This window comes from Streptomyces sp. NPDC052052 (assembly GCF_040680455.1).
Lineage (GTDB): Bacteria > Actinomycetota > Actinomycetes > Streptomycetales > Streptomycetaceae > Streptomyces.
On sequence record NZ_JBFAWU010000020.1, the window covers coordinates 48646 to 74208 of the forward strand.

General features: G+C 69.1%; 25 protein-coding genes and 1 pseudogene. 10 read left to right on the plus strand and 16 right to left on the minus strand.

Annotated features, from left to right (window positions below; all coding sequences use genetic code 11):
• Window positions 1–93: 93 nt before the first annotated feature.
• Genes AB0L71_RS23335 through AB0L71_RS23345 form a run of 3 tightly spaced genes read left to right on the plus strand, consistent with a single transcriptional unit; the run spans window position 94 to window position 3495 of the window.
• A complete protein-coding gene (locus tag AB0L71_RS23335; protein ID WP_365246228.1) occupies window positions 94–801 on the plus strand; it encodes a succinate dehydrogenase in 708 nt (235 codons plus the stop codon).
• A 1-nt stretch (window position 802) separates the two neighbouring features.
• On the plus strand, window positions 803–2752 hold the full coding sequence (locus tag AB0L71_RS23340; protein ID WP_365246231.1) for a fumarate reductase/succinate dehydrogenase flavoprotein subunit: 1950 nt from the start codon (window positions 803–805) through the stop codon (window positions 2750–2752).
• Window positions 2749–3495 (plus strand): succinate dehydrogenase/fumarate reductase iron-sulfur subunit, encoded by a 747-nt coding sequence (locus AB0L71_RS23345; protein WP_365246234.1) that lies wholly within the window; start codon window positions 2749–2751, stop codon window positions 3493–3495. The genes AB0L71_RS23340 and AB0L71_RS23345 overlap by 4 nt, the downstream gene beginning before the upstream one ends.
• 90 nt (window positions 3496–3585) lie before the next feature.
• On the opposite strand, the gene AB0L71_RS23350 is transcribed toward AB0L71_RS23345, so the two are convergent.
• The 4 genes from AB0L71_RS23350 to AB0L71_RS23365 form a co-directional block, all read right to left on the minus strand.
• Window positions 3586–3891, minus strand: a complete 306-nt coding sequence (locus AB0L71_RS23350) for a GNAT family N-acetyltransferase (RefSeq protein WP_365246237.1) — start codon at window positions 3889–3891, stop codon at window positions 3586–3588.
• A 133-nt stretch (window positions 3892–4024) separates the two neighbouring features.
• A complete protein-coding gene (locus AB0L71_RS23355) occupies window positions 4025–4612 on the minus strand; it encodes a histidine phosphatase family protein (protein WP_365246240.1) in 588 nt (195 codons plus the stop codon).
• Between the two features lie 137 nt (window positions 4613–4749).
• On the minus strand, window positions 4750–7170 hold the full coding sequence (gene uvrA, locus AB0L71_RS23360; RefSeq protein WP_365246243.1) for an excinuclease ABC subunit UvrA: 2421 nt from the start codon (window positions 7168–7170) through the stop codon (window positions 4750–4752).
• A gap of 330 nt (window positions 7171–7500) precedes the next feature.
• The gene (locus AB0L71_RS23365) at window positions 7501–9255 is read right to left on the minus strand and encodes an NlpC/P60 family protein (RefSeq protein WP_365246246.1); all 1755 of its coding nucleotides are present in this window, start codon (window positions 9253–9255) and stop codon (window positions 7501–7503) included.
• A 260-nt stretch (window positions 9256–9515) separates the two neighbouring features.
• On the opposite strand from AB0L71_RS23365, the gene AB0L71_RS23370 reads away from it, so the two are divergent.
• Together AB0L71_RS23370 and AB0L71_RS23375 are read left to right on the plus strand one after the other, a co-directional pair.
• Window positions 9516–10430 (plus strand): hypothetical protein, encoded by a 915-nt coding sequence (locus AB0L71_RS23370; protein ID WP_365246249.1) that lies wholly within the window; start codon window positions 9516–9518, stop codon window positions 10428–10430.
• A gap of 87 nt (window positions 10431–10517) precedes the next feature.
• Entirely contained in the window at window positions 10518–10718 is a 201-nt protein-coding gene (locus AB0L71_RS23375) for a hypothetical protein (RefSeq protein ID WP_365246251.1), read from the plus strand.
• A gap of 49 nt (window positions 10719–10767) precedes the next feature.
• Here AB0L71_RS23375 and AB0L71_RS23380 read toward each other — a convergent pair whose 3' ends face one another.
• Window positions 10768–10992, minus strand: a complete 225-nt coding sequence (locus AB0L71_RS23380) for a transposase (protein WP_365246254.1) — start codon at window positions 10990–10992, stop codon at window positions 10768–10770.
• A 22-nt stretch (window positions 10993–11014) separates the two neighbouring features.
• Window positions 11015–11284: a hypothetical protein gene (locus tag AB0L71_RS23385; protein ID WP_365246257.1), complete on the minus strand. Its 270-nt coding sequence runs from the start codon at window positions 11282–11284 to the stop codon at window positions 11015–11017.
• Window positions 11285–12006: 722 nt separating this feature from the next.
• Here AB0L71_RS23385 and AB0L71_RS23390 point away from each other — a divergent pair.
• Complete coding sequence (locus AB0L71_RS23390; protein ID WP_365246260.1) at window positions 12007–12396, plus strand: hypothetical protein; 390 nt, start codon at window positions 12007–12009, stop codon at window positions 12394–12396.
• Between the two features lie 218 nt (window positions 12397–12614).
• Here the strand turns inward: AB0L71_RS23390 and AB0L71_RS23395 are convergent, their stop codons facing one another.
• The 4 genes and pseudogenes from AB0L71_RS23395 to AB0L71_RS23410 all read right to left on the minus strand — a co-directional run bounded on the left by AB0L71_RS23395 (window position 12615) and on the right by AB0L71_RS23410 (window position 16129).
• Window positions 12615–13133: a hypothetical protein gene (locus AB0L71_RS23395; RefSeq protein WP_365246263.1), complete on the minus strand. Its 519-nt coding sequence runs from the start codon at window positions 13131–13133 to the stop codon at window positions 12615–12617.
• A 45-nt stretch (window positions 13134–13178) separates the two neighbouring features.
• Window positions 13179–14064, minus strand: a pseudogene (locus AB0L71_RS23400) (IS5 family transposase).
• Window positions 14065–14101: 37 nt separating this feature from the next.
• On the minus strand, window positions 14102–15493 hold the full coding sequence (locus AB0L71_RS23405) for a polysaccharide pyruvyl transferase family protein (protein ID WP_365246266.1): 1392 nt from the start codon (window positions 15491–15493) through the stop codon (window positions 14102–14104).
• A gap of 420 nt (window positions 15494–15913) precedes the next feature.
• Window positions 15914–16129, minus strand: coding sequence for a dodecin (locus AB0L71_RS23410; protein WP_365246269.1), 216 nt, complete (start codon window positions 16127–16129; stop codon window positions 15914–15916).
• Window positions 16130–16332: 203 nt separating this feature from the next.
• Here AB0L71_RS23410 and AB0L71_RS23415 point away from each other — a divergent pair, with 203 nt between their 5' ends.
• Window positions 16333–17589 (plus strand): extracellular solute-binding protein, encoded by a 1257-nt coding sequence (locus AB0L71_RS23415; RefSeq protein ID WP_365246272.1) that lies wholly within the window; start codon window positions 16333–16335, stop codon window positions 17587–17589.
• A gap of 91 nt (window positions 17590–17680) precedes the next feature.
• Here the strand turns inward: AB0L71_RS23415 and egtD are convergent, their stop codons facing one another.
• The 4 genes from egtD to egtA are packed head-to-tail and all read right to left on the minus strand — an operon-like array spanning window position 17681 to window position 22072.
• Window positions 17681–18643 carry an L-histidine N(alpha)-methyltransferase gene (gene egtD, locus AB0L71_RS23420; protein WP_365246275.1) on the minus strand — a complete coding sequence of 321 codons (963 nt, stop codon included), beginning with the start codon at window positions 18641–18643 and terminating at the stop codon, window positions 17681–17683.
• Window positions 18640–19395 (minus strand): ergothioneine biosynthesis protein EgtC, encoded by a 756-nt coding sequence (gene egtC, locus AB0L71_RS23425; RefSeq protein ID WP_365246278.1) that lies wholly within the window; start codon window positions 19393–19395, stop codon window positions 18640–18642. Before egtC ends, egtD begins: the two co-directional genes overlap by 4 nt.
• Window positions 19395–20756, minus strand: coding sequence for an ergothioneine biosynthesis protein EgtB (egtB, locus tag AB0L71_RS23430; RefSeq protein WP_365246281.1), 1362 nt, complete (start codon window positions 20754–20756; stop codon window positions 19395–19397). Before egtB ends, egtC begins: the two co-directional genes overlap by 1 nt.
• Complete coding sequence (gene egtA, locus AB0L71_RS23435; protein WP_365246284.1) at window positions 20753–22072, minus strand: ergothioneine biosynthesis glutamate--cysteine ligase EgtA; 1320 nt, start codon at window positions 22070–22072, stop codon at window positions 20753–20755. Before egtA ends, egtB begins: the two co-directional genes overlap by 4 nt.
• Window positions 22073–22223: 151 nt before the next feature.
• Here egtA and AB0L71_RS23440 point away from each other — a divergent pair, with 151 nt between their 5' ends.
• Window positions 22224–23060: a TIGR02452 family protein gene (locus AB0L71_RS23440; RefSeq protein ID WP_365246286.1), complete on the plus strand. Its 837-nt coding sequence runs from the start codon at window positions 22224–22226 to the stop codon at window positions 23058–23060.
• Here AB0L71_RS23440 and AB0L71_RS23445 read toward each other — a convergent pair.
• The gene (locus tag AB0L71_RS23445) at window positions 23045–23512 is read right to left on the minus strand and encodes a type II toxin-antitoxin system PemK/MazF family toxin (RefSeq protein ID WP_365246288.1); all 468 of its coding nucleotides are present in this window, start codon (window positions 23510–23512) and stop codon (window positions 23045–23047) included. The two genes, AB0L71_RS23440 and AB0L71_RS23445, sit on opposite strands and share 16 nt — an antisense overlap.
• Before the next feature lie 182 nt (window positions 23513–23694).
• On the opposite strand from AB0L71_RS23445, the gene AB0L71_RS23450 reads away from it, so the two are divergent.
• The gene (locus AB0L71_RS23450; RefSeq protein WP_365246291.1) at window positions 23695–24717 is read left to right on the plus strand and encodes a LacI family DNA-binding transcriptional regulator; all 1023 of its coding nucleotides are present in this window, start codon (window positions 23695–23697) and stop codon (window positions 24715–24717) included.
• A gap of 70 nt (window positions 24718–24787) precedes the next feature.
• A complete protein-coding gene (locus AB0L71_RS23455) occupies window positions 24788–25093 on the plus strand; it encodes a hypothetical protein (RefSeq protein ID WP_365246294.1) in 306 nt (101 codons plus the stop codon).
• 95 nt (window positions 25094–25188) lie between these two features.
• Here AB0L71_RS23455 and trxA read toward each other — a convergent pair whose 3' ends face one another.
• A complete protein-coding gene (gene trxA, locus AB0L71_RS23460) occupies window positions 25189–25560 on the minus strand; it encodes a thioredoxin (RefSeq protein ID WP_365246297.1) in 372 nt (123 codons plus the stop codon).
• Window positions 25561–25563: the final 3 nt, after the last annotated feature.

Genomic DNA, 25563 nt, shown 5'->3' on the forward strand with positions numbered 1-25563 from the left:
ACCCAGCCTAACGGCCACGATAGCTGGAGCCTATGAAGATGAGGCGTTCCATGTCTTGGACTGATGGGGCCGTTCGGCCCTACCGTCGCCCTCATGGCATTGGCAACCCGGACGGACCGACGGCCGTCCATGACGCGCACGCTCTGGGGCTCGACCGTCGGCAAGAAGGCGATCATGGCCGTGAGCGGCCTGATCATGCTCCTCTACTTGGTCGTCCACATGATCGGCAATCTGAAGATCTTCTTCGGATCCGGTGAGTTCAACCACTACGCGCACTGGCTGCGGACCATGGGCGAGCCCTTCCTGCACTACGAGTGGGCGTTGTGGATCGTCCGCGTCGTGCTCGTCGTCGCCGCGGTGCTGCATGCCACCTCCGCGTACCAGCTGAGCCGCCGCGACATCAGGGCGCGGCCCGCCGCATACGTCCACCGCAAGCCGCGCGCGAGCTACGCCACCCGGACCATGCGCTGGGGCGGGATCATCCTCGTCCTGTTCATCGTCTGGCACATCCTCGACCTGACGACCGGCACCGTGCACTCCGGCGGATTCCAGTCGGGGCACCCGTACCAGAACGTCGTCGACACCTTCTCCACCTGGTACGGCAACACCATCTACATCGTCGCCATGCTCGCCGTCGGACTCCACGTCCAGCACGGCTTCTGGAGCGCCGCCCAGACCCTCGGCGCGGGGAACGCGACGCGCGACCGTGCACTGAAGACCATCGCCAACGTCCTGGCACTGGTGCTGACGGTGGGATTCATCTCGGTACCCGTCGCCGTCATGACCGGAGTCGTGAGCTGACATGACCGACTACACGCACTACGAGACGGGCGCCCCCGTCGTCGACACCAAGGCCCCCGAAGGCCCCGTCGCCGAACGCTGGGACACCCGCCGCTTCCAGGCCAAGCTGGTCAACCCGGCCAACCGCCGCAAGCACACCGTCATCGTCGTCGGCACCGGCCTCGCCGGCGGATCGGCCGGTGCGACCCTCGCCGAACAGGGTTACCACGTCGTCCAGTTCTGCTTCCAGGACTCGCCGCGCCGCGCACACTCGGTGGCCGCGCAGGGCGGCATCAACGCCGCGAAGAACTACCGCAACGACGGCGACTCCATCCACCGGCTCTTCTACGACACGGTCAAGGGCGGCGACTTCCGCGCCCGCGAGTCCAACGTCCACCGGCTCGCCCAGATCTCCGTGGAGATCATCGACCAGTGCGTCGCCCAGGGCGTCCCGTTCGCCCGTGAGTACGGCGGCCTCCTCGACAACCGCTCCTTCGGCGGTGTCCAGGTCTCCCGCACCTTCTACGCCCGCGGCCAGACGGGGCAGCAGCTCCTCCTCGGTGCCTACCAGGCGCTGTCCCGGCAGATCGGTGAGGGCAACGTCGAACTCCACGCCCGTACCGAGATGCTCGACCTGATCGTCATCGACGGCAAGGCCCGCGGCATCGTCGCGCGTGACCTGATCACCGGGAAGATCGACACCTACTTCGCCGACGCCGTGGTGCTGGCCAGCGGAGGTTACGGCAACGTCTTCTACCTGTCGACGAACGCCATGAACTCCAACGCCACCGCCATCTGGCGGGCCCACCGCCGCGGCGCCTACTTCGCCAACCCCTGCTTCACCCAGATCCACCCCACCTGCATCCCGCGCACCGGCGACCACCAGTCCAAGCTGACCCTGATGAGCGAGTCGCTGCGCAACGACGGCCGCATCTGGGTGCCGAAGGCCAAGGGCGACAACCGCCCCGCCAACGAGATCCCCGAGGACGAGCGCGACTACTACCTGGAGCGCATCTACCCCGCCTTCGGCAACCTCGTACCCCGGGACATCGCCTCGCGCGCCGCAAAGAACGTCTGCGACGAGGGACGCGGCGTCGGCCCCGGCGGCCAGGGCGTCTACCTGGACTTCACCGAGGCCATCCAGCGGATGGGCCGCGCCAAGGTCGAGGAGAAGTACGGCAACCTCTTCGACATGTACGCGCGGATCACGGCGGAGAACCCGTACGAGACCCCGATGCGGATCTACCCCGCCGTGCACTACACGATGGGCGGACTCTGGGTCGACTACGACCTCCAGACCACCATCCCCGGCCTCTTCGCCATCGGCGAGGCCAACTTCTCCGACCACGGCGCCAACCGGCTCGGCGCCTCCGCGCTGATGCAGGGCCTGGCGGACGGATACTTCGTCCTGCCGTCGACCATCAACGACTACCTGGCCCGCAATCCGCACCACGACGAGGTCGACGCCTCCCACCCCGCCGTGGAAGAGGCCGTCGCGGACACCGAGGACCGGCTGAACCTGCTGCTCTCCGTCGACGGCGACCGCACCCCCGACTCCTTCCACCGCGAGCTCGGTGAACTCATGTGGGAGAACTGCGGAATGGCGCGCACCGAGGAGGGGCTGCGCACGGCGCTCGCCCGAATCCCCGAGATCCGCGAGGAGTTCTGGCGCCGGATCAAGGTGCCCGGCACCGGCGAGGAGTTCAACCAGTCGCTGGAGAAGGCCAACCGCATCGTCGACTACCTGGAGCTCGCCGAGCTCATGTGCCTCGACGCCCTGCACCGAGCCGAGTCCTGCGGAGGCCACTTCCGCGAGGAGTCGCAGACCCCGGACGGCGAGGCCGCCCGCCGGGACGAGGAGTTCTCCTACGCCGCCGCCTGGGAGTTCTCCGGCACCGGCGAGGCTCCCGTCCTGCACAAGGAAGACCTGGTCTTCGAGTACGTCCACCCCACCCAGCGGAGCTACGCATGAAGCTCACCCTGCGCGTCTGGCGCCAGAAGAACGCCGACGCCCCCGGCGCCATGTCCACCTACCAGGTGGACGGCATCTCGCAGGACATGTCGTTCCTGGAGATGCTCGACACCCTCAACGAGGAACTCATCCTCGCCGGAGAGGATCCTGTCGCCTTCGACCACGACTGCCGCGAAGGCATCTGCGGTGCCTGCAGCCTCGTCATCAACGGCGACGCCCACGGCCCCGAACGCACCACCACCTGCCAGCTCCACATGCGGTCCTTCTCGGACGGCGACACGATCGACATCGAACCGTGGCGCGCCTCCGCCTTCCCGGTCGTCAAGGACCTGGTGGTGGACCGCTCGGCCTTCGACCGCATCATCCAGGCCGGCGGCTACATCTCCGCCCCGACCGGCACCGCCCCCGAGGCGCACGCCACGCCCGTACCCAAGCCCGACGCCGACTTCGCCTTCGAGCACGCCGAGTGCATCGGCTGCGGCGCCTGCGTCGCGGCCTGCCCCAACGGCTCGGCGATGCTCTTCACCTCGGCGAAGATCAACCACCTGAACGTCCTGCCCCAGGGCGCCCCCGAGCGCGAGACCCGGGTGCTCGACATGGTCGGACAGATGGACAGCGAGGGCTTCGGCGGCTGCACCCTCACCGGGGAGTGCGCTACGGCCTGCCCGAAGGGGATCCCGCTGCCGTCGATCGCGGCGATGAACAAGGAGTGGCTGCGGGCGACCCGCAAGGTGCGCCGCTGACGCGGGTGCTCCCGTCCGGGTCGAGCCGAACGGGAGCACCGACAGCCGGGTCACCGGCCTCGGATGCCGCCTGCTGCGTTCGCGGGGCCGTTACGGTTCATAGTGGTCAAGCCGTGGGACGGAAAGCACCATCCAGCCGATCTCGGAGAGGCACTCGCCGTCTGCGCCATGGGGCCACAAGGCCACGGTCCCCGCGACCACGTCCGGCTCGGCCTCATCGGGCACGATCATCTTGGTCCAGTCCGTTCCTGCCTCTGCTCGTCGAACATCGCGTCGGACCTTCGCCGCCATACCCTCGCGAGGCAACGGGCCGCCGAGCTCGGCCATCCTGGCCGGGTCGCACCGCATCCGGACGTAGGCGTCGATGTCGCCGTACTCAACGTCACGTAGCAGCAACGGTGTTGCTCCGTTCGCTTGGAAAATTCACATCGTGGACGACGGCGGCCGCTGCACGCTCTTCACCGGCGTTGCCACGGCACTCATCCGATTCCGCCGCGTTTCGCGTCAGCTGTGACGCAATGGGCCGGCACTACGGGACGTTCCAGGCGGAGATGAACGGCTGCCCGTCCTCAGCGGCCAGGAAGCTGAGAGTGCCTGGATGCGGGTGTCCGAGCAGTCGGCTCGCGGACGCGTCGAGGCCGAGCCAGCGTACGGTGAGCACGCGGGCCAGATGACCGTGCGCGACGACGGCGACATCGCCGTCGCTCAGCAGCGGACGGATACGGCCCAGTGCCGCGTCGGTGCGCGCGGACACCTGCTGGAGATGCTCGCCGGGATGATCGGCGTCGCCAGGAATGACGCCGTCCCGCCACAGGTCCCAGTCCGGCCTGGACTCGCGAATCTGCTCGGCGGTCAGGCCCTCGTAGCCGCCGTAGTCCCACTCCAGCAGGTCGGGGTCGGGCTCGGCGCCGGTCAGGCCGGCCAGCTCGGCCGTCCGCATGGCGCGGCTCAGCGGGCTGCTGAACACAGCGGCCAGAAGCCGGCCGGCCAGCCTCGGGGCAAGAGCCCTGGCCGCAGCCTCGCCCACCTCGGTCAGTTGAACGTCGGTCCGGCCCGCGTGCCGGCCCGACAGGCTCCACTCGGTCTGGCCGTGCCTGATCACTATCAGCTCACCCATGGCTGCGCAGGCTATCTGCTCCGGTGGCACGCCGAGGTGGGTTCCTCGCCTTCACCACCGTCGTCTTCCCCACGCCTTCGGTAGCTTGAAGTCACCAAATGAGTTGATGTCTTGGTGAGTTGACCCAGACCTCACCGTCAGGCAAGACGCATGGCCGTCCTGAGGTACGGCGCCGTACGGCTGTGTTCCGCGTGCACCACCTCGGCCGGAGGACCCGCCGCCACGATCCGGCCACCCTGGTCCCCGCCGCCCGGCCCGAGGTCGATCACCCAGTCCGCGCCCGCCACCACCGCCATGTCGTGCTCCACGACCACCACCGTGTTGCCCGCGTCGACCAGACCCTGCAACTGCCGCATCAGTACCTCGACGTCCGCGGGATGCAGTCCGGTCGTCGGCTCGTCGAGCAGATAGACGGTGTGTCCGCGGCGGGTGCGCTGGAGTTCGGTGGCGAGTTTGATCCGCTGGGCCTCGCCGCCCGACAGCTCCGTGGCCGGCTGACCGAGCCGCAGATAGCCGAGCCCGACGTCGAGCAGGGTGCGCAGACTGCGCTCGGCGGCGGGCGTACCGGCGAAGAAGTCGGCCGCCGACTCCACCGTCAGGTCCAGCACCTGCGCGATGTCGAGACCGCGCAGCGTGACCTCCAGGGTCTCCGGGTTGTACCGCGCGCCCTGACACTCCGGGCAGGGCGCGTATGTGCTGGGCAGGAAGAGCAGCTCGACGGAGACGAAGCCCTCACCCTGGCAGGTCTCGCACCGCCCGCCCGCCACGTTGAAGGAGAACCGGCCCGCCCGGTAGCCGCGCAACCGCGCCGTTTCCGTCTCGCTGAACAGCTTCCGCACGACATCGAAGAGCCCGGTGTACGTGGCCAGATTGGACCGCGGGGTACGGCCGATCGGCTTCTGGTCGACCTGCACGAGGCGGTCCACCGACTCCAGCCCCTCGGCCGACGTACACCCTGGCGTGGCACGCTTTGCGGGCACCTCGGCGGCGGAGGCCTGCCGGTCGGCGAGGACACCGGCCAGCACCTGACCGACCAGGGTCGACTTCCCCGACCCCGAGACACCGGTCACCGCGGTGAACACCCCGAGCGGGAACTCGACGTCCACGCCCCGCACGTTGTGGCGGTCGACCCCGTTCAGCCTCAGCCGTCCCGACGGCGTACGCACCTCCCGCACCGGTGCGGGCCCCTCGCCGAAGAGGAAACGCCGCGTCGCGGACTCCGTCACCTCCGCCAGTCCGGCCGGGGGGCCGCTGTGCAGCACCCGGCCCCCGTGCTCACCGGCCAGCGGGCCGACGTCGACCAGCCAGTCCGCCTGGCGCACCACATCCAGCTGGTGCTCCACGACGAAGACCGAGTTCCCGGCCTCCTTCAGCCGGCCGAGCACCCCGAGCAGCGACTCGGTGTCCGCCGGGTGCAGACCGGCCGACGGCTCGTCCAGCACATAGACGACACCGAACAGCCCGGACCTCAACTGGGTGGCGAGCCGCAGCCGTTGCAGCTCGCCGGAGGACAGCGAAGGAGCCGTACGGTCGAGGCTCAGGTAGCCGAGCCCGAGCTCGGTGACCGTCTCGATCCGGGCGAGCAGATCCGCGGTCAGGACCCGTGCCGTGTCATCGCCGCCGGCCGTGTGCAGCACCTCGGCGAGCGAGGTGAGCGGGAGCGCGGCCAGTTCGGCGATGGAACGGCCGGCGAAGGTGACCGCCAGCGCCTCCGGGCGCAGCCTGCTGCCCTCGCAGACCGGGCAGGGGGCACTGGTCAGGAAACGTTCGGCCTTGGCCCGCAGGGTGCGGCTCTTGGAGTCCGCGAAGGTGTGCATCACATACCGGTGGGCGCTCATGTACGTACCCTGGTAAGGCCGTTGGATGCGCCCCGCCTCACGCACCGGATGGACCGTCACCACCGGCTGCTCCTCGGTGAACAGGATCCACTCCCGGTCCGCGGCGTCGAGGTCGCGCCATGGACGCTCGATGTCATAGCCCAGTGCGTCCAGCACATCGCGCAGGTTCTTGCCCTGCCAGGCCCCCGGCCATGCGGCGATCGCACCGTCCCGGATCGACAGCGAGGGATCGGGGACCAGTAGTTCCTCGGTGGTGTGATGGACGCGGCCCAGCCCGTGGCACTGCGGGCACGCCCCTGCGGCCGTGTTCGGCGAGAAGGCATCGGAATCCAGCCGTTCCGCACCGGCCGGGTAGTCCCCGGCGCGCGAGAACAGCATGCGCAGGGAGTTCGAGAGCGTGGTCACCGTACCGACGGACGAACGTGCACCCGGCGTCGAGCGGCGCTGTTCCAGCGAGACGGCGGGCGGCAGTCCGGTGACCTCACCGACCGAGGGTGCACCCACCTGATGGATCAGCCGACGGGCGTACGGGGCAACCGACTCGAAGTAGCGGCGCTGCGCCTCCGCGTAGATCGTCCCGAACGCGAGAGAGGACTTTCCGGAGCCCGAGACACCGGTGAACACGGTGAGGGTGTCGCGCGGGATGTCGACCGAGACGTCCCGGAGATTGTGCTCACGGGCGCCGCGCACCCGGACGTACGGATCGTGGGGTGTGGACATGCGCGGGGGACTCCGTGGGGATCGGGGCGGGACAGCGGACAAACGCTCTGATTCTAGGCGTCCGATGCGCGACTTCGCTGCCGCCGCCGAGTGGTGGTGCGGTACCGAACGGACCGGTGCGTGCGGCCGGACGGCTGCCCGCCCCGGGCCCGTCACCGCGCCAGCGGGAGGAGCGGACGTCAGCCACCGCACACTGGGCCTCCTGACACCGGTCACGCGAAGGTCGGCCGGCATCGGGGCCCGGTGCGGCCTAGCCCGGGGCCACGCGGCCGCGGTGGGGCAGCCCGGCCTGCCGCGGGCTCCGCGGCGGGCGGGGCATGGAACTGCGCCTCAGACGCGGTGAACGGTGTGCAGCGACGTGGCGTAGACGCCCGTGCCGTCGAGGAGGGATGCGCCGCCCAGGTCGGACATGGTGGGTCCGTTGACCGTCTTGCGGCTGGACAGGAAGCGCCGCTTGCCGGCCGCGTCCGGGCCCAGGTAGATCCCGACGTGGTCGACCGTGACGGTCTCGGTGTCGTCCCCCGAGTCGGCGTTGAACAGCACCAGGTCCCCGGGCTGCAGCAGCGCCGCGGTCGGCGGATTGACGCCGTCGGTGCGGTCGATCAGTACACCGGGCGCGTAGTCGGCCATGTCCCGTGACTTGCGCGGTATCCGCTCCCCGCTGGTGTCCGCGCCCGCCGCCGTCGGCACACCCATGTGGTAGCCGTAGATCATGCGGGTGTAGCCCGAGCAGTCGAGGTTGCCGACCTGCTTGCTGGACGGGCCGGTGTAGGAGCCGTCGTCGAAGGTCCAGCCGACGTTCATGTACTCGTGGAAGTCGGCGCCCTCGTAGCGGTAGCCGTGCGGGTTCAGGTAGCCGTAGCCGGCCTCGCCGAGGACCTGCTTGCCCTGTGCCGGTCCGGCCCCGGCGGTGACCGCGGGGGCGCCGGCGAGGAACATGGCCGCGTAGGCGAGCACGTCGGGAACGGTGGAACCGGCCCAGCCGCGGATCGTCTGCTCCAGCCCGGCCGTCCAGGTGCCGTCGAAGGGCTCGGGCAGTACGCGCACCCAGTCGCCGTGGGTGACGCTCGGCGGGGTCTCCCAGTTGGCGGCGTCCACCTCGAAGCGGCTCACCATCAGTTTGACCGGCAGGTTCGTGCAGCCCTGGTTGGCCAGGGCGCGCAGCCCCACCCGGCCCTTGCCGAAGGTCGAGTCGCTCGTGTCCACCGCCCACGTCGACGGCTCCGTCGAGTCCGAGCGCCAGGCCTTCGCGCGGATCCGGGAGCCCTCGCGACGTACCCGTATCGTCCAGTCGGCGCCCACCGGGTTGCTCGTGGCGAGCGTGATCGCCGAGACGAGCTGGGTGACCGTGTCGTCGACCTCCTTCTCGACGCGCAGTTCGACGGCGCCGGTGGTCAGGAAGGACAGCCGGGCCCGGTAGTTGTTGTGGGTGTCCTGGTAACCGAAGGACAGCGCGTACGAACAGGCCTGGCCGGTGGGCACCTTGTCGAAACGAGCCACGGACCGCGCGTCGACGTCCGTGACCGCGTCGTCGCGCAGGCTCGCGTGACGGCTGGCGTAGTCGGTGCTGAGCGTGATGACGCCGGCGCCCGGCACCACCGAGTAGTCGGTGTCGTCCGGGCCGAGCGTGGACCAGCTGCCGCCGCCCGGGGACGTTCCCCAGTACTTCTGTTCGGCGGCCGGCAGCGAGGTGTCCGGCAGGGTTCGCCCGAAGTCGTCCACGAAGGGCCGCTTGTTCTCGGCGAACGTTCTTTGCGGGCCGGGAAGCAGAACGGTCCGGGCGCCGTGGGTGAGCAGCGCCACCCGTCTGCCGCCGGAGGTGACCTCGGTACGCGCTGGAGTCCCGGACAGCACGGTCACGGTGAGCGGAGCGGTCAGCGTCACCGGAGCGAAGTAGGAGGCATCCAGCGGGGGGAGGGTCACCGAGGAGCGGGCCGAGGACAGACCGGCCGGCGCCGGCAGGGGGTCCACGGACGCCGGGGCGGAGTCGGCGCGGGCCGGGGCAGCGGCCAAGCCACCGATCGAGGCGGTGGCGGCGGTCGCGGCGAAGGCGGCCAGCAGGCCGCGCCGAGAAGTATTCATCATGGCGGTCATGATCCAGTATCGCCAGGCGGGGCGGGAAGACGGTCTGTCAGAACCTGCCACCACCGGAGCGGTTCCGGATGCCCCGCAACTCTAAGACGGCACACGGGCGTTGGGGCGCAGTCCGGCACACCGTCCCGGCCCGGGTTCGTCGAACCTCGGCCAACGACCACCCAGATCAGGGCTGGTCGAGCTGTCGCAGCAGCAGTTGCGTCCCGGGTCCCGGGAGGTCTGCAGCCAGAGGGGTGTGTCAGAGTCTGCGCATGCTCGAGATCGTGGTGAAGACGGAGAACTGGGAGCGGCACGTCCGTGTGTCTGCCGAGGAGCTGGCCGGGCTGGTCCGGCGGATCGGTGGTGACGGTGACCGGTTCCTGGTGGTCCAGCGCATACCCGACCTGCCTGACGTCTTCGCCCAGGTCTGGCACAAGGCCGGTGGTGACTACACGCTGGAGTACCGCGACGGCGCCGCTGACCGGCACTTCCAGACGTTGGTCGACGGGCCCGAGGTCGTGATTGCGGCGATTACCGGCTGGGCCCGCGAGGAGGCCGGATGGGACGGCGGTCTGGCTTGGTCGTTGCTGGACATGGGCCCCGTCCAGGTGCCGCCGCTCGACCTCGACGAAGACGAGCGCACGGAGTTGGAGAAGCGCGTCCGCGAGGTGCTGGTCGGCGGATATGCCTCCCGCGCCGAACTGGCTGAGATCGCTGAGGAGTACCTGGTCACCAAGGACCGCCGGCCCGTCTCGCGCGAGCAGGCACAGGCGCTGGCTGACCGGTTGTGGCTGGAGCGGGTCGCGGAGCAGGCCACATGGAAGGGCAAGACCGACCCTGAGCGGCTCACCCGTGCGTTCACCGCCCTGCAGGATGCCGGAATCACCGCTCGCGAGAACTTCACCTGTTGCCGTAGCTGCGGCCAGTCCGAGATCGGCGGCGAGGGTGGGCATGACGCCCGCGGCTTCGTCTACTTTCATACCCAGTGCACGGACTCCGCCGCTGCCGGTCACGGATTGATGCTCCTCTACGGCGGCTTCGACGGCTCGTCCGAGACCACTGCAGTCATCGGCCACGAGGTCGTGGCTGCCCTCGAAGCAGTCGGCCTCCACGCCGAGTGGGACCATGACCCTGCCCGGGCCATCACCATCACCCCCCTGGACTGGCGCCGTCGCCTGGTGGGCTAGGGACCGGCGGCAAAGATCACATCCACATGAGGAGTGGGGCGAGAGTGACGGCTGCCTGGTAGCACTCGGCCGTTTTGCCGTATCGCGGTGCATGCCACGCCACTGCTTCAGCCGGTTGAAGCAGTGTTCGACGACTTTACGGCGCCTGTAGAGCTGCCTGTCGAAAACCGGCGGGCGGCCGCCGGAACGGCCGCGCCGGAGTCGGTTGGCGATCTGGTCCGCGCGCTCGGGGATGGTGTGGGCGATTTGTGCTGCCGCAGCCAGGTGCGGATCGCCTTCGAGCTGTAGCCCTTGTTGCCGATGACGTGCGCCGGCCGGGTCCGGGGACGTGCCGGGCTCAGCCGGGGTACCCGGATCGCGTCGAGCAGGGTGGTCCACGCCCCGTATCGCTCGGCACGGCCCGCCAGGCCACACCAGTCCGGAACTTCCACACGATGCCGTGCAGGACCGTGCGCTCGTCCAACCGCGGACGGCCCGTCGAGGACGTCGGCAACAAGGGCCGCAGCAGATCCCACTCTGCATCCGACAGCTCATGGCGACGTATCACCCGACCGTGATCCACTAGACGAATAAGTCCGATGTGTTCAGTGACCGAATGCGACCAGCGACCGCATGGCCGGGGCGCCGGTCTTGTGGTTTCGCCAGATCGCGGCGGCCATCGAGAGGACTCGCTGAGCGACGCGGACGGCGGCGCCCTCAAAGGTGCGTCCGCCGTGCTGTTCGAGGTTTAGCTGCCCTTTGAGGGTGTCGTTCACAGACTCGATCAGCTGCCGCACCGACTTGAGGAGAGGCTCGCCCTTGTGCTTCTTCTCCCGCTTGACCTTTACGGGCAGGCCGCAGCAACTGGACTCCATGCTCGGACAGTTCGCGTTCGAGACCACGGCCGAGGTAGTTCTTGTCGCCGATGAGAGTCTGTCGGGGCGCGCTCGCAGAAGCTCGCATTCGGCTGCCAGGAGGTCAAGGAGGGTCTCGCGTTCGTCGGCCTTGGCCCGGTCGGAGCGAAGGCGATGGGCAGGCCCTGAAGGGTGCAGACCAGGTGCAGGCGCAGGCCCCAGAAGAAGCGGCTGTGGCTGTCGCAGTAGCCGTATTCGGCCCAACCTGCCAGGTCGGAGCGTTGGACGGTCTCGCGGGAGCGGCCGCATTCCACCGGGGTGGAGTCCACGACCCGTACATCGTCGCTCCACACCGAGGTGGTGGTGGCCAAGATCCGGGTTGACGCTTCGCATCAGACCGGCGGCCTTGCGCAGCCGCGTGTTGTAGCCGGGCTGCTGGGGCAGGTAGGGGAGAAAAGGTGGCGCAGGTGGGCACGGGCATGGCGGAGCCATGTGGCCTCGGAGGTGTAGCCGATTATGGCCTGCATCGTGGCGAGGGTGACCAGTTCGGCATCGTCAGGCGGGGCGTAATGCCGACCGGCGGGCGCCGCGGCGCCAGGTCGGAATGCTCCTTCAGCATGTCGTCGGTCGGCGCATAGAGTGCTGTCGCGAGGGTGTCCACGTCGTTCGTCACAAAACGATCTTGGACACCCTCGTTCTCGTCTCCGCAGGCACCCCTTGGACCACACCACCAGGAGGAACCAGTGTCATACCCGCCACTGCTCACCCCCGAGGAGAAGCTCGCCGACGCGAAGAAGCTGTTGAGCCTCCCGCGTATCGTCGTGATCTGCGGCTCCACCCGCTTCATGCCCGAGATGAACGAGGCCGATCTGCGGGAGACCAAAGCCGGAAAGATTGTCGTCAAACCGGGCTGTGACATGAAGTCGCCGCACGAACTCTGGTCCGATTTTGTCGAGGCCGAGGCGCTGAAGGTTCGACTCGACGATCTGCACCGGGCGAAGATCCGGCTCGCTGACGAGGCGCTCGTAGTCGGCGACTACATCGGAGACAGCACCCGAGCCGAGATCGCCTACGCCCGGTCGCTGGGCAAGCCCGTGCGGTTCACGCACCCCGAAGTCGACCCTGACGCCTGACCGCCCGCTGCCACCTCGACAACCAGGGCCGGCAGCCCGCCGCCTGACCGTCTCGCGGTGGCTTCGGCTGCCGCCCACCCCACACCCTCCGCAGGCATCCCTTGGAATTGATCATCTAGTCAAGATCACTTCGACGACAGTCCTAGCTAGGGGGTGTCTCTTTGGTCGGTACTGATGTCGCTGGGGAACGGGCCGCGCCCGGGCTTTGGGCAGTGATGTCAGTAAACGAGCCATTCCCTGCTGGGGAGGGGGCCTCCCCAGCTGTCCACGCTCGTGTCAGCCCACTCGGGCGCCACCATGACGGGGCGGGTGCGGGTGAAGTCGCCGTTCTGCTGGCAACGCATGACCAGGCCGAGGCCGGGAAGGCCAGCCTCTCCGTTCAGGCCGAAGCGCAGCCTGCCTTCGTGGGTATCAGCGCCTGCTTCCAGCCACGGCGTGAGCTCCGACGGCAGTCGGCCTACCAGCCGGACCTCTCCAAAGGAGATCTGAGGTCCGTGGCAGGCGTCGATGGCGACTGCGGCCAGTGTCCAGTCTTCCGGGCGGTAGTAGGTGTCGACGCCCAAGCTGGAGAAAGGCACCCACTGCTCACTCGGGTCCCGACCGCTGATCGGCTCCTGCAATGCGGCAGCGACCTCCTCCACCGTCTGCCCGAACCGCAAGGGCCCTACGCCTTTAAGGGGATTCCAGGTCCATTGCTCTCGGTCTTCGTCCGGGACCACCGTGCGCTCCAGCCACATGAACGACTCCTCCTGACAACCCGGACGCATACGCCCGGGATTCTCTCAGGTCCGCCGTTGCGCGGTTCCTGGACCTCGCGCCCAGGTGATGATGGCGGGGAGGTGGAGTGCGGCTTGGCAGGCGATGGCAAGTTCGTCGGTTCGCATGGCCAGGCCGCGCCATTGCTTGAGCCGGTTGATGCATCGTTCGACCGTGTTGCGCTGCTTGTATATCTCGGCGTCGAAACCTGGTGGCCGACCACCAATACGGCCTCGCCGCAGGCGGTGGCGGACTCGGTCGGAAGGCTGAGGGATGACTGGACGGATCCCGCGTCGGCGAAGGTGGCTCCGGATCGCGCGGGATGAATACGCCCGATCCGCCAGCACGGCATCCGGCCGGGTCCTCGGTCGTCCCGGCCCGCTTCGCGGAACTCGGATGCCGGCCATGGCGGCTTCGAAGGCCGGCGCATCACCCGCCTGTCCGGCGGTGACACGGAGGACCAAGGGCCGTGCGTGGCTGTCGCTGGCGAGATGGACTTTCGTACTCAGGCCACCGCGGGAACGACCGAGCGCATGGCCGTCGGGCTCAGCCTGCTCCGGAGCCCCTTTTTCCTGGCTCCGGCGGCGTGCTGGTGGGCTCGGCAGACGGTGGAGTCCACCGAGACCGTCCAGCCGATGTCATCAGTGTCGTCGGCTGCTGTGAGGAGCGTGGCGAGGATCTGCTCCCAAGTGCCATCCATGGCCCACCTGAGCAGCCGTTTATGAGCGGTCTGGAATGCCCCCAGCTCGTCCGGCAGGTCCCGCCAAGGCGAGCCGGTGCGGTACTTCCAGGCGATGGCCTTTCCAGAGTTCGACGATGGTCGGCCCAACGCCGCCCACGGACCGGATCGGCCGGCTTCAACGGCTCGATCCGATCCCACATCGCATCAGTGATCACCAATCGGACAGACACATCCGATCAACAGACAAGCAGATCAAGGAGACACGCTCTAGCGGGACGGGCGCAGGGCGCGCTTGATGGGCCGTCCCACGGCACTGCGGGCCCGCTGGTAGGCGGAGCGCTGGACGGGCAGGGCATTGTTCTTCGCTGTTTTCCGCTTGAGCTGGATGTGCTGGGCGGTGAGCTCCGTCAGTTGTGTCTGGAGCCAGCTGAGCCGCCCGCTCATCGCGGGGGCGTCGGCCCCGATCCACGGGCGGACGCCAGGAGGAAGGGCAAGCGTGCTCATGCGGCGGTCGAACTCCGTGCCGCCGTCCCCGTGCGTGAAGGTGTTCTCCAGGCCGTTCTTGTCGAGGAAGTTCACGAACCGGTCGAACCGCTCCCGGTGGCCGCGCATCAGCGGTCCGAAGTCCGCCTCGGCGTAGAGGTCGGCGGGGTCGAGGTCGGAGGGGACCTTCGCGAGCATCCGGTGAGGGATCTCGAAGTAGCGGCACAGCTCCAGCGTCCGGGAGTCGCTGCAGAGCACCGTGGCAGGGGTGCCGGCCAGCAGCGCGGCGATGTTGCCGTGGATCCGGGAGCCGAAGGAGAAGTCGAAGCCCCGGAGGTCGTCCATCCAGGTGGCCGGGTCGATGTAGACCCGCACCTTGTCCTCCCCGTACATGGGGTGATCGGGGTGGGTGGGGATGTCGGTCAGCGCGGCGTTCTTGTGGGACATGTCGCGCCAGTGCAGCTGACGGGCTTCGGAGATGTTCTGGCCGATGAACCGGAGGTGGGGATAGTGCGCGTGGGTGCGGTTGATGATCTTCCCGAGCCCGAGCTTCCGCACGGCCTCGTGCGAACCGTTGATGGCTATCCGCGATTCGGGGCCCAGGCCCCGGCCGGTCTCCCGGATGTCGAGCCTGCTGCCGTGGAGGAACATCGAGGGGCAGCCTATGACCTCCACGTCACGGAAACCCATGTCCCGCAGATACCGCTCGGTGAACTCCCCGCGCACGCCGATGGAGGCGCTGCGGTCGAGCACGGCGGAGACGAACGCGTGGACCGTCGGCTGCATCGGCTTCAGCCGCTCCGCGGAGTAGTCGACACCGGTCTGGGCGCCCACGCCCAGGATGACGACCGGGATCTTCAGCTTCGAGATGAGCTGTGTCAGGCGTTCGAGCGAGCGTTCGAAGGATGGCCGGAAGGCGTTGGCAAGCGGGATGACGAAGGCGTCGTACTCGCTGTTGATGCGGCCTGCGTCGGCGATCCTGGTGGCGATGCCGTTCGACACCACTTCCGTACGCGGTGTCTGCAGGATCTTGTGAGACGCGTCACTGAAGATCAGGTTGCCCGAGTTGGTGGCGAACACGTCCTCATGGAGAGCGCGTTCGATCGGAACGACGTCGTCGGGGCTCTTCCCCGAACGCAGGAGTATTCGCTGTGCACGGGTAACGTTGGATGTCACGAAGCTGAATATAGCTTTACGAACACTTTCGATTCCATGCAGACCCTGCCCAGTTTTCTGTGAATCGAGCAGAACGTGTGTACATGATCGCACATCCGTGGGGACGGGCTGTGCCTTCCGGGCTACCCGGAGGTAGTTGTGGATGTGTCCGGGCAAAAGGGCGCGGACCTGCCCGGTGTGCCGAATGGTCGGACCTGGAGCGGCTCGGTCGGTGGCCCGAGATCCGGGCGCAGGTCGACGATGACGAACTTGTCCGCGATCCGGCGGAGCTGGCGGGCTTTGCCGTGGTACGCGCCCGCCGGGTGAAGGTGTCGTCAGCGCCCAAGGGGGCGCGGGGGTGTCGGGGGTGCGCCAGGCGGGGGTGCGGTTCCGGGGTGTGGTGGTCCCGGTCGGACGCGATTCCGTTTCGGTGGTCGCGGATCACTGCGTGTCGTCGAGCCGGAAGCCCACTTTCAGACCGACCTGAAAGTGCTCGATTCGACCCTCTGTGATCTCTCCACGGACTTGAGTGACCTCAAACCAATCGAGATTGTGCAACGTTTCCGAAGCCCTGGCGATGCCGCTGCGGATGGCGTCGTCGACACCTTCATGGGAGGTGCCCACGATCTCCGTGACCCGATAGGTATGTTTCGACATCATCTGCCCCTCTCGTCCCTTACCACGGTGCCCTACCTCGGGGCCGTGCGCGAGGGAATGCGTGCGGGGGAGGCGTCAGGGTGGGTCTTGACCGATTGCATTGGTCCATACCAAAATCCAGCCGCACCCGAATGCGAGCGCCGCCCGCAGTTCCCCCACACCGGGTCTCGATGTCGTCGTGCCGTGCGCAGAAGGTGGACCTGGTGAAGAACCGCATGTTCGTCGGAGCCGTTGCGCTTGTCTCCGCCTGTGCGCTGGGCGGATGCGGGTCGCTGCCGGACTCGGGCCCGTCCGGCAGCCAGAAGGTCACGATCTGGCTGATGAAGGACAGTGTCTCGGCCGACTTCCTCAGCCGCTTCACGCAGGATTATGAGCATGAACACCCTTCCGTCGAGCTTGAGTTCAAGATTCAGAGCTGGACCGGTATCGGCCCGAAGGTGATCGATGCACTCAACGGCAAGGAAACCCCGGAGGTCATCGAAGTCGGAAACACCCAGGTCGCCCAGTACGCGGAGAGCGGCGGGCTGCGCAACCTCACGCTGGAGTCCATGCGCGACCTCGGCGGCGAGGAGTGGCTGCCCGGTCTCGCCGACCCGGGCAGTGTCGACGGTGTCCAGTACGGCATTCCCTGGTACGCGGCCAACCGCGTCGTGATCTACCGCAAGGACCTTTTCGAGCAGGCCGGTATCAAGACGCCGCCGAGGACCCGGGACGAGTGGATCGCCGACAGCGAGAAGCTGAACAGCAACGGCGATCAGGGCATCTATCTGGCAGGCCAGAACTGGTACGTCCTCGCCGGTTTCATCTGGGACGAGGGCGGCGAACTGGCCCAGGAGCAGGGCGGCTCCTGGGAAGGCGCCCTGGACAGCCCCGAGGCGATCCGGGGCATGGGTTTCTACAAGGAGCTCCAGGCGCTCGGCAACGGCCCGAAGGATGCGGACGAGGAGAAGCCCCCGCAGACCGAGGTCTTCGCCGACGGCGATGTCGCGCAGATCATCGCGGTGCCCGGAGCCGCAGCCCAGATCGAGCAGCTGAATCCCGAACTCAAGGGAAAACTGGGCTTCTTCCCGATCCCGGGCAAGACCGCCAAGGCGCCCGGTTCCGTCTTCACCGGCGGGTCCGACCTGATCGTTCCGGACAAGGCGGGCCGGCCCTCCGCGGGCGTCGAGGTGGTCAAGGCACTGGCGGGCCGTGCGTGGCAGGAAGAGCTTGCCAGGACCATGAGCTACGTCCCCAACAAGCCCGGCCTCGCGTACGTCATCAAGGGACAGGAAGGCACCGCCGCGATGGCCCGGGGCGCGACGAAGGGGCGTGCGACGCCCAACTCGCCCCAGTGGGCGAGCGTCGAGGCCGACAACCCGATCAAGCCGTACATGACGGCGGTACTCGGGGGCGGCGACCCGGAGCAGGCGGCGAAGGAGGCCTCCGCCGAAATCACCGAACAGCTCGCGGACGGCTGACCTCCTCGCTCTCCGCACCGCGGTGACGGTCCAGGGATGCAGGGCTGCGTCCTGCCGCAGATCACGGCCGCCGGGATCCGGCTCGCCCCGGTCAGGCCGCGGTCGACAACGACAGGGCGAACCGGCCGGCGGAATCCGTCCACCAGTGATCCATTCTCAGGCCGGACGCGGCGAGTTCGGCCTTGACTCCTTCCTTGCGGAACTTGGCCGACACCTCCGTACGGAGCTCCTCTCCGGCCCCGAAGCTCACCACCAGGTCCAGTGCCGGGATCTTCACCGTGAGCGGCTCCCGGGCCCGCAGACGCATCTCGACCCACTCCTGTTCCGGGTCCCAGCGTGCCACGTGATCGAAGTCGGCCGGGTCGAAGTCCGCTCCCAGCTCGCGGTTGACGACGCTCAACACGTTCTTGTCGAACTCCGCCGTCACCCCGGCCGCATCGTCGTAGGCATCGACCAGCACCTTCTCTTCCTTGACCAGATCCGTGCCGAGCAGCAGGGCGTCGCCGGGGGAGAGCAGTGAGCGGACCGACCTCAGGAACGTGGACCGCTCCTCGGGCAGCAGATTGCCGATCGTGCCGCCCAGGAACGCGACCAGCCGCGGCCCCGGGGTGTCCGGCAGCTGGAGGCTCCCCGTGAAATCGGCGATCAGAGCGTGCACCGAGAGTCCGGGCCGCTGCGCGAGCAGGGCTTCTGCCGCGCCGCGCAGCGCGCTCTCGCTCACATCGACCGGTACGTAACTGTGCAGCGCGGGCAGTGCGTCCAGCAGATGCCGGGTCTTCTCCGACGATCCCGAACCCAGTTCGACCAGGGTCAGTGCCCCGGACGCCCGGGCGATCTCCTCGGCGCGGTCGATCAGGATCTCGCGCTCGGCGCGGGTCGGGTAGTACTCGGGAAGCCGGGTGATCTCCTCGAAGAGGTCACTGCCGTGCGCGTCGTAGAACCACTTCGGCGGCAGTGTCTTCGGGCGCCGGGTCAGGCCGTGCAGCACATCGGCGCGCAGCGCCGCGTCTGTCGCGTCCACCGGCAGGGTGCGGGTCAGCAGAAAGGGACTCACTCGGTGGGCTCCTTGAGCGGGGTCAGCAGGACGTCGGCGCGAGTCGCCGTCAGCAACGTCCGGTCGGGGACCGTGCGCCAGTGCGGATCGTCGTCGTAGGGCTCCGATGCCACGACCGCGCGCAGACCGGGCTCGGCGAGATACCACAGGGTGTCGCCCCAGGCCGTCGCCACGATCGTGGTGCCGTCGAGGACGATAAGGTTGAGCCGCGAGCCCGGTGCCGCGGCCGCCACGTCGAGCACCGTGTCGGCGACGGCCTGCGGCAGTTCGTCGCCGTCGGCGAGGCGGTGCCGTACCAGGGCCCAGACCAGGGCCGAGTCGCAGCGGGCGTCGAGAGACAGCAGTTCGGCCGGGGGCAGTGCGGCCGCGAGCGGCGCCAGGGAATGCGGCCACCCGGTCACCGCGCCGTTGTGGCTGAACAGCAGTCGCCCGGCGGCGAACGGCGCGGACGCCGCCTCGCCGTCGGCGTCCGCCTCGGTGGCGTCACGCACCGCGGCGAGCAGCGCCGCACTGCGCACCACTCGGGCCAGATCGAAGAACGTCCCATCACCCCAGACCGGACCCGGCCGCCGGTAGCGTCCGGGCACGGGATCGCCGTCCGCGTACCAGCCGACGCCGAAGCCATCGGCGTTGACGGTTCCGTGCTGCTGGTGCCTCGGTGCCCAGGACTGGTGCACCAGGCTGTGCGAAGGCCGGGTCAGCAACTCCCCGAGGGCCACCGGGGTTCCCACATAGGCGATATGACGGCACATCACAAATCCCTGGCGGTACGGAACCCGGAGAAGATCTGGCGCCGCACCGGCAGGTCCCAGTTGCGGAACGTACCCCGGCACGCCACCGGGTCCACGGCGAACGAACCGCCGCGCAGGACCTTGTGAGCCGGGCCGAAGAACACCTCGGAGTACTCGCGGTACGGGAACGCCGCGAAGCCGGGGTAGGGCAGGAAGTCGCTCGATGTCCACTCCCACACGTCACCGATCAACTGCCGTACACCGAGCGGGGACTGGCCTGCCGCATAAGCCCCCGCGGGTGCCGGCCGCAGATGGCGCTGCCCCAGGTTGGCCCGGTCGGGTGCAGGGTCGTCGTCGCCCCACGGATAGCGCTGCGAACGTCCGGAGGCCGGGTCGTGGCGTGCCGCCTTCTCCCACTCCGCCTCCGTCGGCAGCCGGCGCCCGGCCCAGCGGGCGTACGCGTCCGCCTCGTACCAGCTGACATGGAGCACCGGTTCGTTCGCCGGGACGGCCTCGGTCACTCCGAAGCGGCGGCGCAGCCACTGACCTGCATCCCGGTGCCAGAAGAGCGGGGCGGCCAGCTCGTGCTCGCGGACCATCGCCCATCCCTCGGGGGCCCACCAGCGTCTCTCGGTGTAACCGCCGTCCTCGATGAAGGCCTGGTAGGCGCCGCAGGTGACCGGAGTCGTGTCGATGAAGAAATCGGTTACGTCGCGGACATGGGCGGGGCGTTCGTTGTCCAGGGCCCAGGGCTCGGTGGAAGTACCCATGGTGAATGGGCCGCCCGGGACCAGGACCTCGGACGGCAGGGCCGCCGCGTCCGCGGCCGGGGGCGGCACAGGAGCGGTGAGTACGGCGCCGCCCGCGCGGAGCTGATGGGTGATCAGCATCGTTTCGTCATGCTGCTGTTCATGCTGGGCGATCATCCCGAAGACGAATCCTGACCGCACCAGTGGCCGGTCGTCGTGCAGGGCCGTGGCGTCGAGGACGTCCAGCGCCCGGCCCCGTACCTCCGCGGTGTACGCACGGGCCTCCGTGGGCGCCAGTAGCGGCAAGGAGGGACGGGTCGCCCGGGGATGCTCGAAGGCGTCGTACAGTCCGTCGATCTCAGGACGCATCGCCGGCCGGCCAGCGACGCCGCGCAGCAGCCACAGCTCCTCCTGATTGCCGATGTGCGCGAGGTCCCAGACCAGCGGTGACATCAACGGCGAGTGCTGCGCGCTGAGTTCGTGGTCGTCCACACTCTCGGTGAGCAGCGTGGTGCGTTCCCGGGCGGTGAGCAGCGCGGCGAGGGCGCGTCGGCGGAGTGCCTCGGTGTCTGCGGTGTCGGTCTCGTGCGGACCGCGCGGGCCGGTTGCGTCGGGCGTGGGGGAGTCCGTCATGAGCGGGGCACCTCGAAGTGATCGCAGGCATCGCGCGCCGCACCGGGCGCGAGCAGTTCAGGAAAGTCGTCGGCGGGGCATCGGCCCCGGGCGACGAACCGGTCGTTGAATTCCGCCACCGCCTCCTGCACCGCCGTGGTCGCCCCCATCCGGGGCAGTGCCTCCAACGCGATGCCGAAGCAGAGGGCGGCTGCCGCCCGCAGCTCCGGATCAGCCAGTCCGTCCCGGGCGGCGGTCACCCAGAGCGGATTGCGCGGCGCGGGCTGTGGCCCGGCCGTCTCGGCCAGGGGTTTGACGGTGCGGTACACGGTCTCGGCGGCCTCCGGGTCGTCGAACAGTGCGGTGGTCACGGCGAGCGGCACCAGCCACCCGTCCGGCCCGAGTTGCGCGTCGATCATGCGCAGTTCGAGGTGCCCGCGTGGGCGAACGGGCGGGAAGAGGGTGCTGATGTGGTAGTCGAGGTCGGCGCGCACGGGGGGTCTCGGCGCGCCGGTACGGATCCAGTCGCGGAAGCTCAGGCCGTGCGGCACGGCCCATGGCCCCTCGTCCTCCCGGATGCACATCACCGGGGAGTTCAGGACATGTGCGGCCCAGGCGTCGCGCGGCGGCAGGTGGGCGGAGGGTGCCAGGGGCCGCCACGGATCGAGATCGGTCCAGAGCGACTGCCGGGTGGACCGCCACGGCGTAGGGCGGCCGAACTGGTACGGAGAGTTCGCGAACGCCCCCACCAGCACGGCCCCCAGCAGATGGGACAGTTGCCAGCGCCGCCCGTGACCGAGCGGACCGGGTTCCTCCTCGCCCGCGTCCAGACACACCTGGACGGACGCGGTGGAGCACATCATGCCCCGGCCGGCCGGGCCCGACCGGTCCAACGAGATCTCCATGGCGTCGTAGCGGGGCTCGTGCAACAGACGCCGCGGAGGGTGCCACGGGTCGAGGCCGAGACCCACCGCAGCCAGGTCCATCCGGTCCAGCGCGTCGCGGACCGAGTCGAGATCGGCGGCGGTGGCTTCGATGCACGCCATCAGAGAGCCGGCGGGGCGCGAGCTGAGCTCCAGCTGGCCGCCGGGTTCGAAGGTGAGGGACGCATTCAGCGGAAGGGCCCGCAGAGCGGCGACGGCCGCTTCGAGACGGTCCGGGGGGACGGGGACGCGGGGGCGGTCCCGGTGGTGGATGAGCCATTCGAGTTCGACGCCGACCGTGCGGGGCGGACCGGTCTTGAAGGAGATGCCGTGCAGTAACTCCTCCGCCTCACCCTCGCCGAGGGGTGGGGCCTGGCCGGGCGGACAGTGGTCGCCGGATGCGTCGGATGACATACCGGTGGCCTCCTTCGTCTCGGTTCGTCCCTACCACCCAAACTCTGTCGGGGGGATCGCACAAGAGTGCCCCTGTGTGCCGGGAATTCGCTTGCGTCCGTGCCGCTGGAGGGCTGAGCATGCCCCGTATGCACCATACGGGGGAGTACTGATGAGCGCACGGCTGCGCGGTATCGCGCGGGAGACCGAGGCCATGGTCGAGGTGGGCCGCTATCGCACGCACGACGGGCGCATGGTGAGTATCGAGCGTGCGCTGAACACCGCACTGACGGGCACCCGGCTGTACGGCCCCGAGCCGGTACCGGTCGCGGCGCTCGACTCCGACCGGACGACGACCATGGAGGTCACCGACGAGAGCAGCCTCCGGGCCGCCCGCCGGATGACCGGCGAAGGGCCCGGCAAGGTCGCCGTGCTGAACTACGCCTCCGCCCGCAACCCCGGTGGCGGGTACCTCAATGGCGCACAGGCCCAGGAGGAAGCGCTCTGCCGGGGATCCGCCCTGTACGCCACACTGCTGCGCGCACCCGAGTACTACGCCCACCACCGCGCGGAACGCGGCGCCTTCTACACCGACCGGGTGATCCACTCACCGGGCGTGCCGGTGTTCCGGGACGACCGGGGGCGGCTGCTCGACGTCCCGTACACGGCGGGCTTCCTCACCTCCCCGGCGCCCAACGCCGGGGTGATCCGCACCCGTACGCCCGACGACGCGCACCGCATCCCCGCCGTGCTCGCGTCCCGGGCCGAGCGAGTGCTGGAAGTGGCGGCCGTGCACGGGTACCGCAGGCTGGTGCTGGGTGCCTGGGGCTGCGGCGTGTTCCGCAACGATCCGGCGCAGGTGGCCGACGCGTTTTGGGCACTGCTGTTGGACGGCGGCAGGTTCGCCGGACACTTCGAGCAGATCGTCTTCGGCATCCTGGACCGCAGCCCCGAATCCACCACCAGGGCGGCCTTCGCCCGCGCGTTCGACGGTCAGTTCCAGCCGTAACGCTCCCGCAGCCGACCGGTGACCTGATCGAACCGCTCTCGGTCCAGCGCACACGCCTCACGCCGCATCCCGTCCTCGTGGACGCGCAGCACCCGATCCAGGTCGACCCACGACGGACGGCCCGAGCTGTCCCAGGGGCCGGCCCCCAGCGCCACCCACTCACGGTCCCGGTCGTGCTGCTTGCTGGACAGCTGCACGGCGAGCAGTGTCCCCGCCCCCTCGCGGGCGACGATCAGCACCGGACGGTCCTTGCCACGTCCGTCGTTCTCCTCGAACGGCACCCAGGTCCAGACGATCTCTCCGGGGTCGGGGTCACCGTCCCGGTCGGGGGCGTACGAGGTGCGAACGGGGCCCACGTCACGAGGCTCGGCCTCGGACGTGGCGTGCGGGCCGGTACGGCCGGGGAAGTCCGCCGGGTTGTCGGTGGTGTCGTCACGGTGCTGGATGTTCATCCCCACACCGTAGAGCCCGACGCCTCCCTTCGCCGAGGCCGCAGGGGCGGGACAGGGGGCCGGTACCGACCGGATCCGGCGCACCGCCCCGGTCACCCGGCCGGCCGGTACCGCCGGCGAGGGGTCGCGGATGCCCCCGGCGCGCATCCACGCCGCACCGGTCTGGAAGACTGCCCGAAGCCATGAGCCAGTTACCGAAGCAGCCCACCGAGGGCCCCGTCCCCACCAGTGCCGATGTGGCACGACGCGCTGGAGTCTCCCGGGCCACCGTGTCGTACGTACTGAACGACAGCGCGACCGTCCGGATCAGCGAAGCGACCCGCCACCGGGTCCGGGAAGCGGCCACCGAACTGGGCTACGTACCGCATGCGGCGGCCCGCAGTCTGCGTGCCGGACACACCCGGATGGTGCTGCTGCCCACGGTGGACCTCCCCGCCGACCCCCTCCACCGCCATTTCCTCCACCAGTTGGAATCCGGGCTGCGCCGCCTCGACTACACCGTGGTCCAGTACGGGAGCACCGGACTGAACGCCGACGACGCGCCCCGCGCCTGGGCGGAACTCCGTCCCGTCGCCGTCATCGCACCCGGCACGATCTCCCTCACCCCGCAGGGCATATCCGTACTCAGGCGATCCGGAGCCAAGGCCGTGATCACGCTCGGGCCCCGGCCCGTGGCCGGAGCCCACGCACTGGTCATGGACCAGAGACAGGTGGGCAGTTGCGCGATCGCGCACCTGCTGGAGCGCGGCCGACGCAGCATCGGTGTCGTCATGCCCGAGGAGAGCGGCCTCGGCCTGTTCGCCGAACCCCGGCTGGCCGGAGCCCGGGAGGCCGCGCTCGAACACGGTGCCCGGATCGAACCGCTGCCGCTGCGCTACGAGGAGGAGTCGGCCGCCCGGCTGGCCGCCCGCTGGCGCACCCTGGGCCTCGACGCCGTGTTCGCGTACAACGACGCATACGCGATGCTCCTGATGCGGGCCCTTCAGGACACCGGCGTCCAGGTGCCCCGCGACACGGCCGTGGTCGGTGCCGACGACCTGCTGCTCGGCAGACTGCTGCGGCCCCGGCTCAGCACCGTACGGATGGAGCTCGCCACCGCACAGCCACTGGCGGACCTCGTAGACCGGCTGGTGCAGCACTCCGCCGGCAGCCCCGAGCACCACGACCTGCTGCGGGCCGGGATGGTTGACCGCGAATCCAGCTGACCCGTCCACTCCGCACGAGCAGCGGCGCCGCGACGTGCGAACCGTGCGCCGCTTGCCTAGCGTCGTCACCATGAGCCATCCGCAGAGGTACGAGATTCTGCTGGTACCCGGATTCGCCGAGGGCACCACGGATGCCGCCGAGCCCCGCGGCGCCATCCGTTCGGCGGTCGTGGAGGCGACCGGCGAGACCGGGGCGTCGGGCTACCCCCGGTACTCGGGTGAGGGCGTCGTCGCGGACATCGACCCGGTCACGCGCACGGTCGAGGCCCTCCTGGTCGACGGTGCCGAACTGGACTACGGCCTGTCGGTCCGGGTCCGGGAGAAGGCCGTGGAAGGCAGTGCCGACAGCCCTGCCGACAGCACCTCCGAGCACTGACCCAGAGGCCGCAGCCATGCGGCACCGCCGAGGGGCCCGTCCGCCGGACGGTCTCCGGCGGACGGGCCCCTCGCCCTGCGCATGTGCCCGAGGAGCTACTGCTGTTCGCTCTTCTGGTCCTCGATGGACTTGCGGACCTCGTCCATGTCCAGCTTCCTGGCCTGGCCGATGAGGTCCTCCAGCGCCGCTTCCGGCAGCGCCCCCGGCTGGGCGAACACCGCCACGTTCTCCCGGACGATCATCAACGTGGGAATGGAACGGATGTCGAAGGCCGCCGCCAGTTCCTGCTGTGCCTCCGTGTCGACCTTGGCGAAGACCAGATCGTCATGACGCTCCGACGCCGCGTCGTAGACCGGCGCGAACTGCCGGCACGGGCCGCACCAGGATGCCCAGAAGTCGATCAGGACGAAGTCGTTCTCACTGACGACCTGATCGAAGTTTTCCTTGGTGAGCTCAACGGTGCTCATGCT

Coding starts and splice junctions, on each gene's coding strand:
- AB0L71_RS23335 (WP_365246228.1), top strand. CDS start 94: ATGGCATTGGCAACCCGGACGGACCGACGGCCGTCCATGACGCGCACG.
- AB0L71_RS23340 (WP_365246231.1), top strand. CDS start 803: ATGACCGACTACACGCACTACGAGACGGGCGCCCCCGTCGTCGACACC.
- AB0L71_RS23345 (WP_365246234.1), top strand. CDS start 2,749: ATGAAGCTCACCCTGCGCGTCTGGCGCCAGAAGAACGCCGACGCCCCC.
- AB0L71_RS23355 (WP_365246240.1), bottom strand. CDS start 4,612: ATGGGTGAGCTGATAGTGATCAGGCACGGCCAGACCGAGTGGAGCCTG.
- uvrA (WP_365246243.1), bottom strand. CDS start 7,170: ATGTCCACACCCCACGATCCGTACGTCCGGGTGCGCGGCGCCCGTGAG.
- AB0L71_RS23365 (WP_365246246.1), bottom strand. CDS start 9,255: ATGATGAATACTTCTCGGCGCGGCCTGCTGGCCGCCTTCGCCGCGACC.
- AB0L71_RS23370 (WP_365246249.1), top strand. CDS start 9,516: ATGCTCGAGATCGTGGTGAAGACGGAGAACTGGGAGCGGCACGTCCGT.
- AB0L71_RS23385 (WP_365246257.1), bottom strand. CDS start 11,284: ATGGAGTCCAGTTGCTGCGGCCTGCCCGTAAAGGTCAAGCGGGAGAAG.
- AB0L71_RS23395 (WP_365246263.1), bottom strand. CDS start 13,133: ATGTGGCTGGAGCGCACGGTGGTCCCGGACGAAGACCGAGAGCAATGG.
- AB0L71_RS23410 (WP_365246269.1), bottom strand. CDS start 16,129: ATGTCGAAACATACCTATCGGGTCACGGAGATCGTGGGCACCTCCCAT.
- egtC (WP_365246278.1), bottom strand. CDS start 19,395: ATGTGCCGTCATATCGCCTATGTGGGAACCCCGGTGGCCCTCGGGGAG.
- egtB (WP_365246281.1), bottom strand. CDS start 20,756: ATGACGGACTCCCCCACGCCCGACGCAACCGGCCCGCGCGGTCCGCAC.
- egtA (WP_365246284.1), bottom strand. CDS start 22,072: ATGTCATCCGACGCATCCGGCGACCACTGTCCGCCCGGCCAGGCCCCA.
- AB0L71_RS23440 (WP_365246286.1), top strand. CDS start 22,224: ATGAGCGCACGGCTGCGCGGTATCGCGCGGGAGACCGAGGCCATGGTC.
- AB0L71_RS23445 (WP_365246288.1), bottom strand. CDS start 23,512: ATGAACATCCAGCACCGTGACGACACCACCGACAACCCGGCGGACTTC.
- AB0L71_RS23450 (WP_365246291.1), top strand. CDS start 23,695: ATGAGCCAGTTACCGAAGCAGCCCACCGAGGGCCCCGTCCCCACCAGT.
- AB0L71_RS23455 (WP_365246294.1), top strand. CDS start 24,788: ATGAGCCATCCGCAGAGGTACGAGATTCTGCTGGTACCCGGATTCGCC.
- trxA (WP_365246297.1), bottom strand. CDS start 25,560: ATGAGCACCGTTGAGCTCACCAAGGAAAACTTCGATCAGGTCGTCAGT.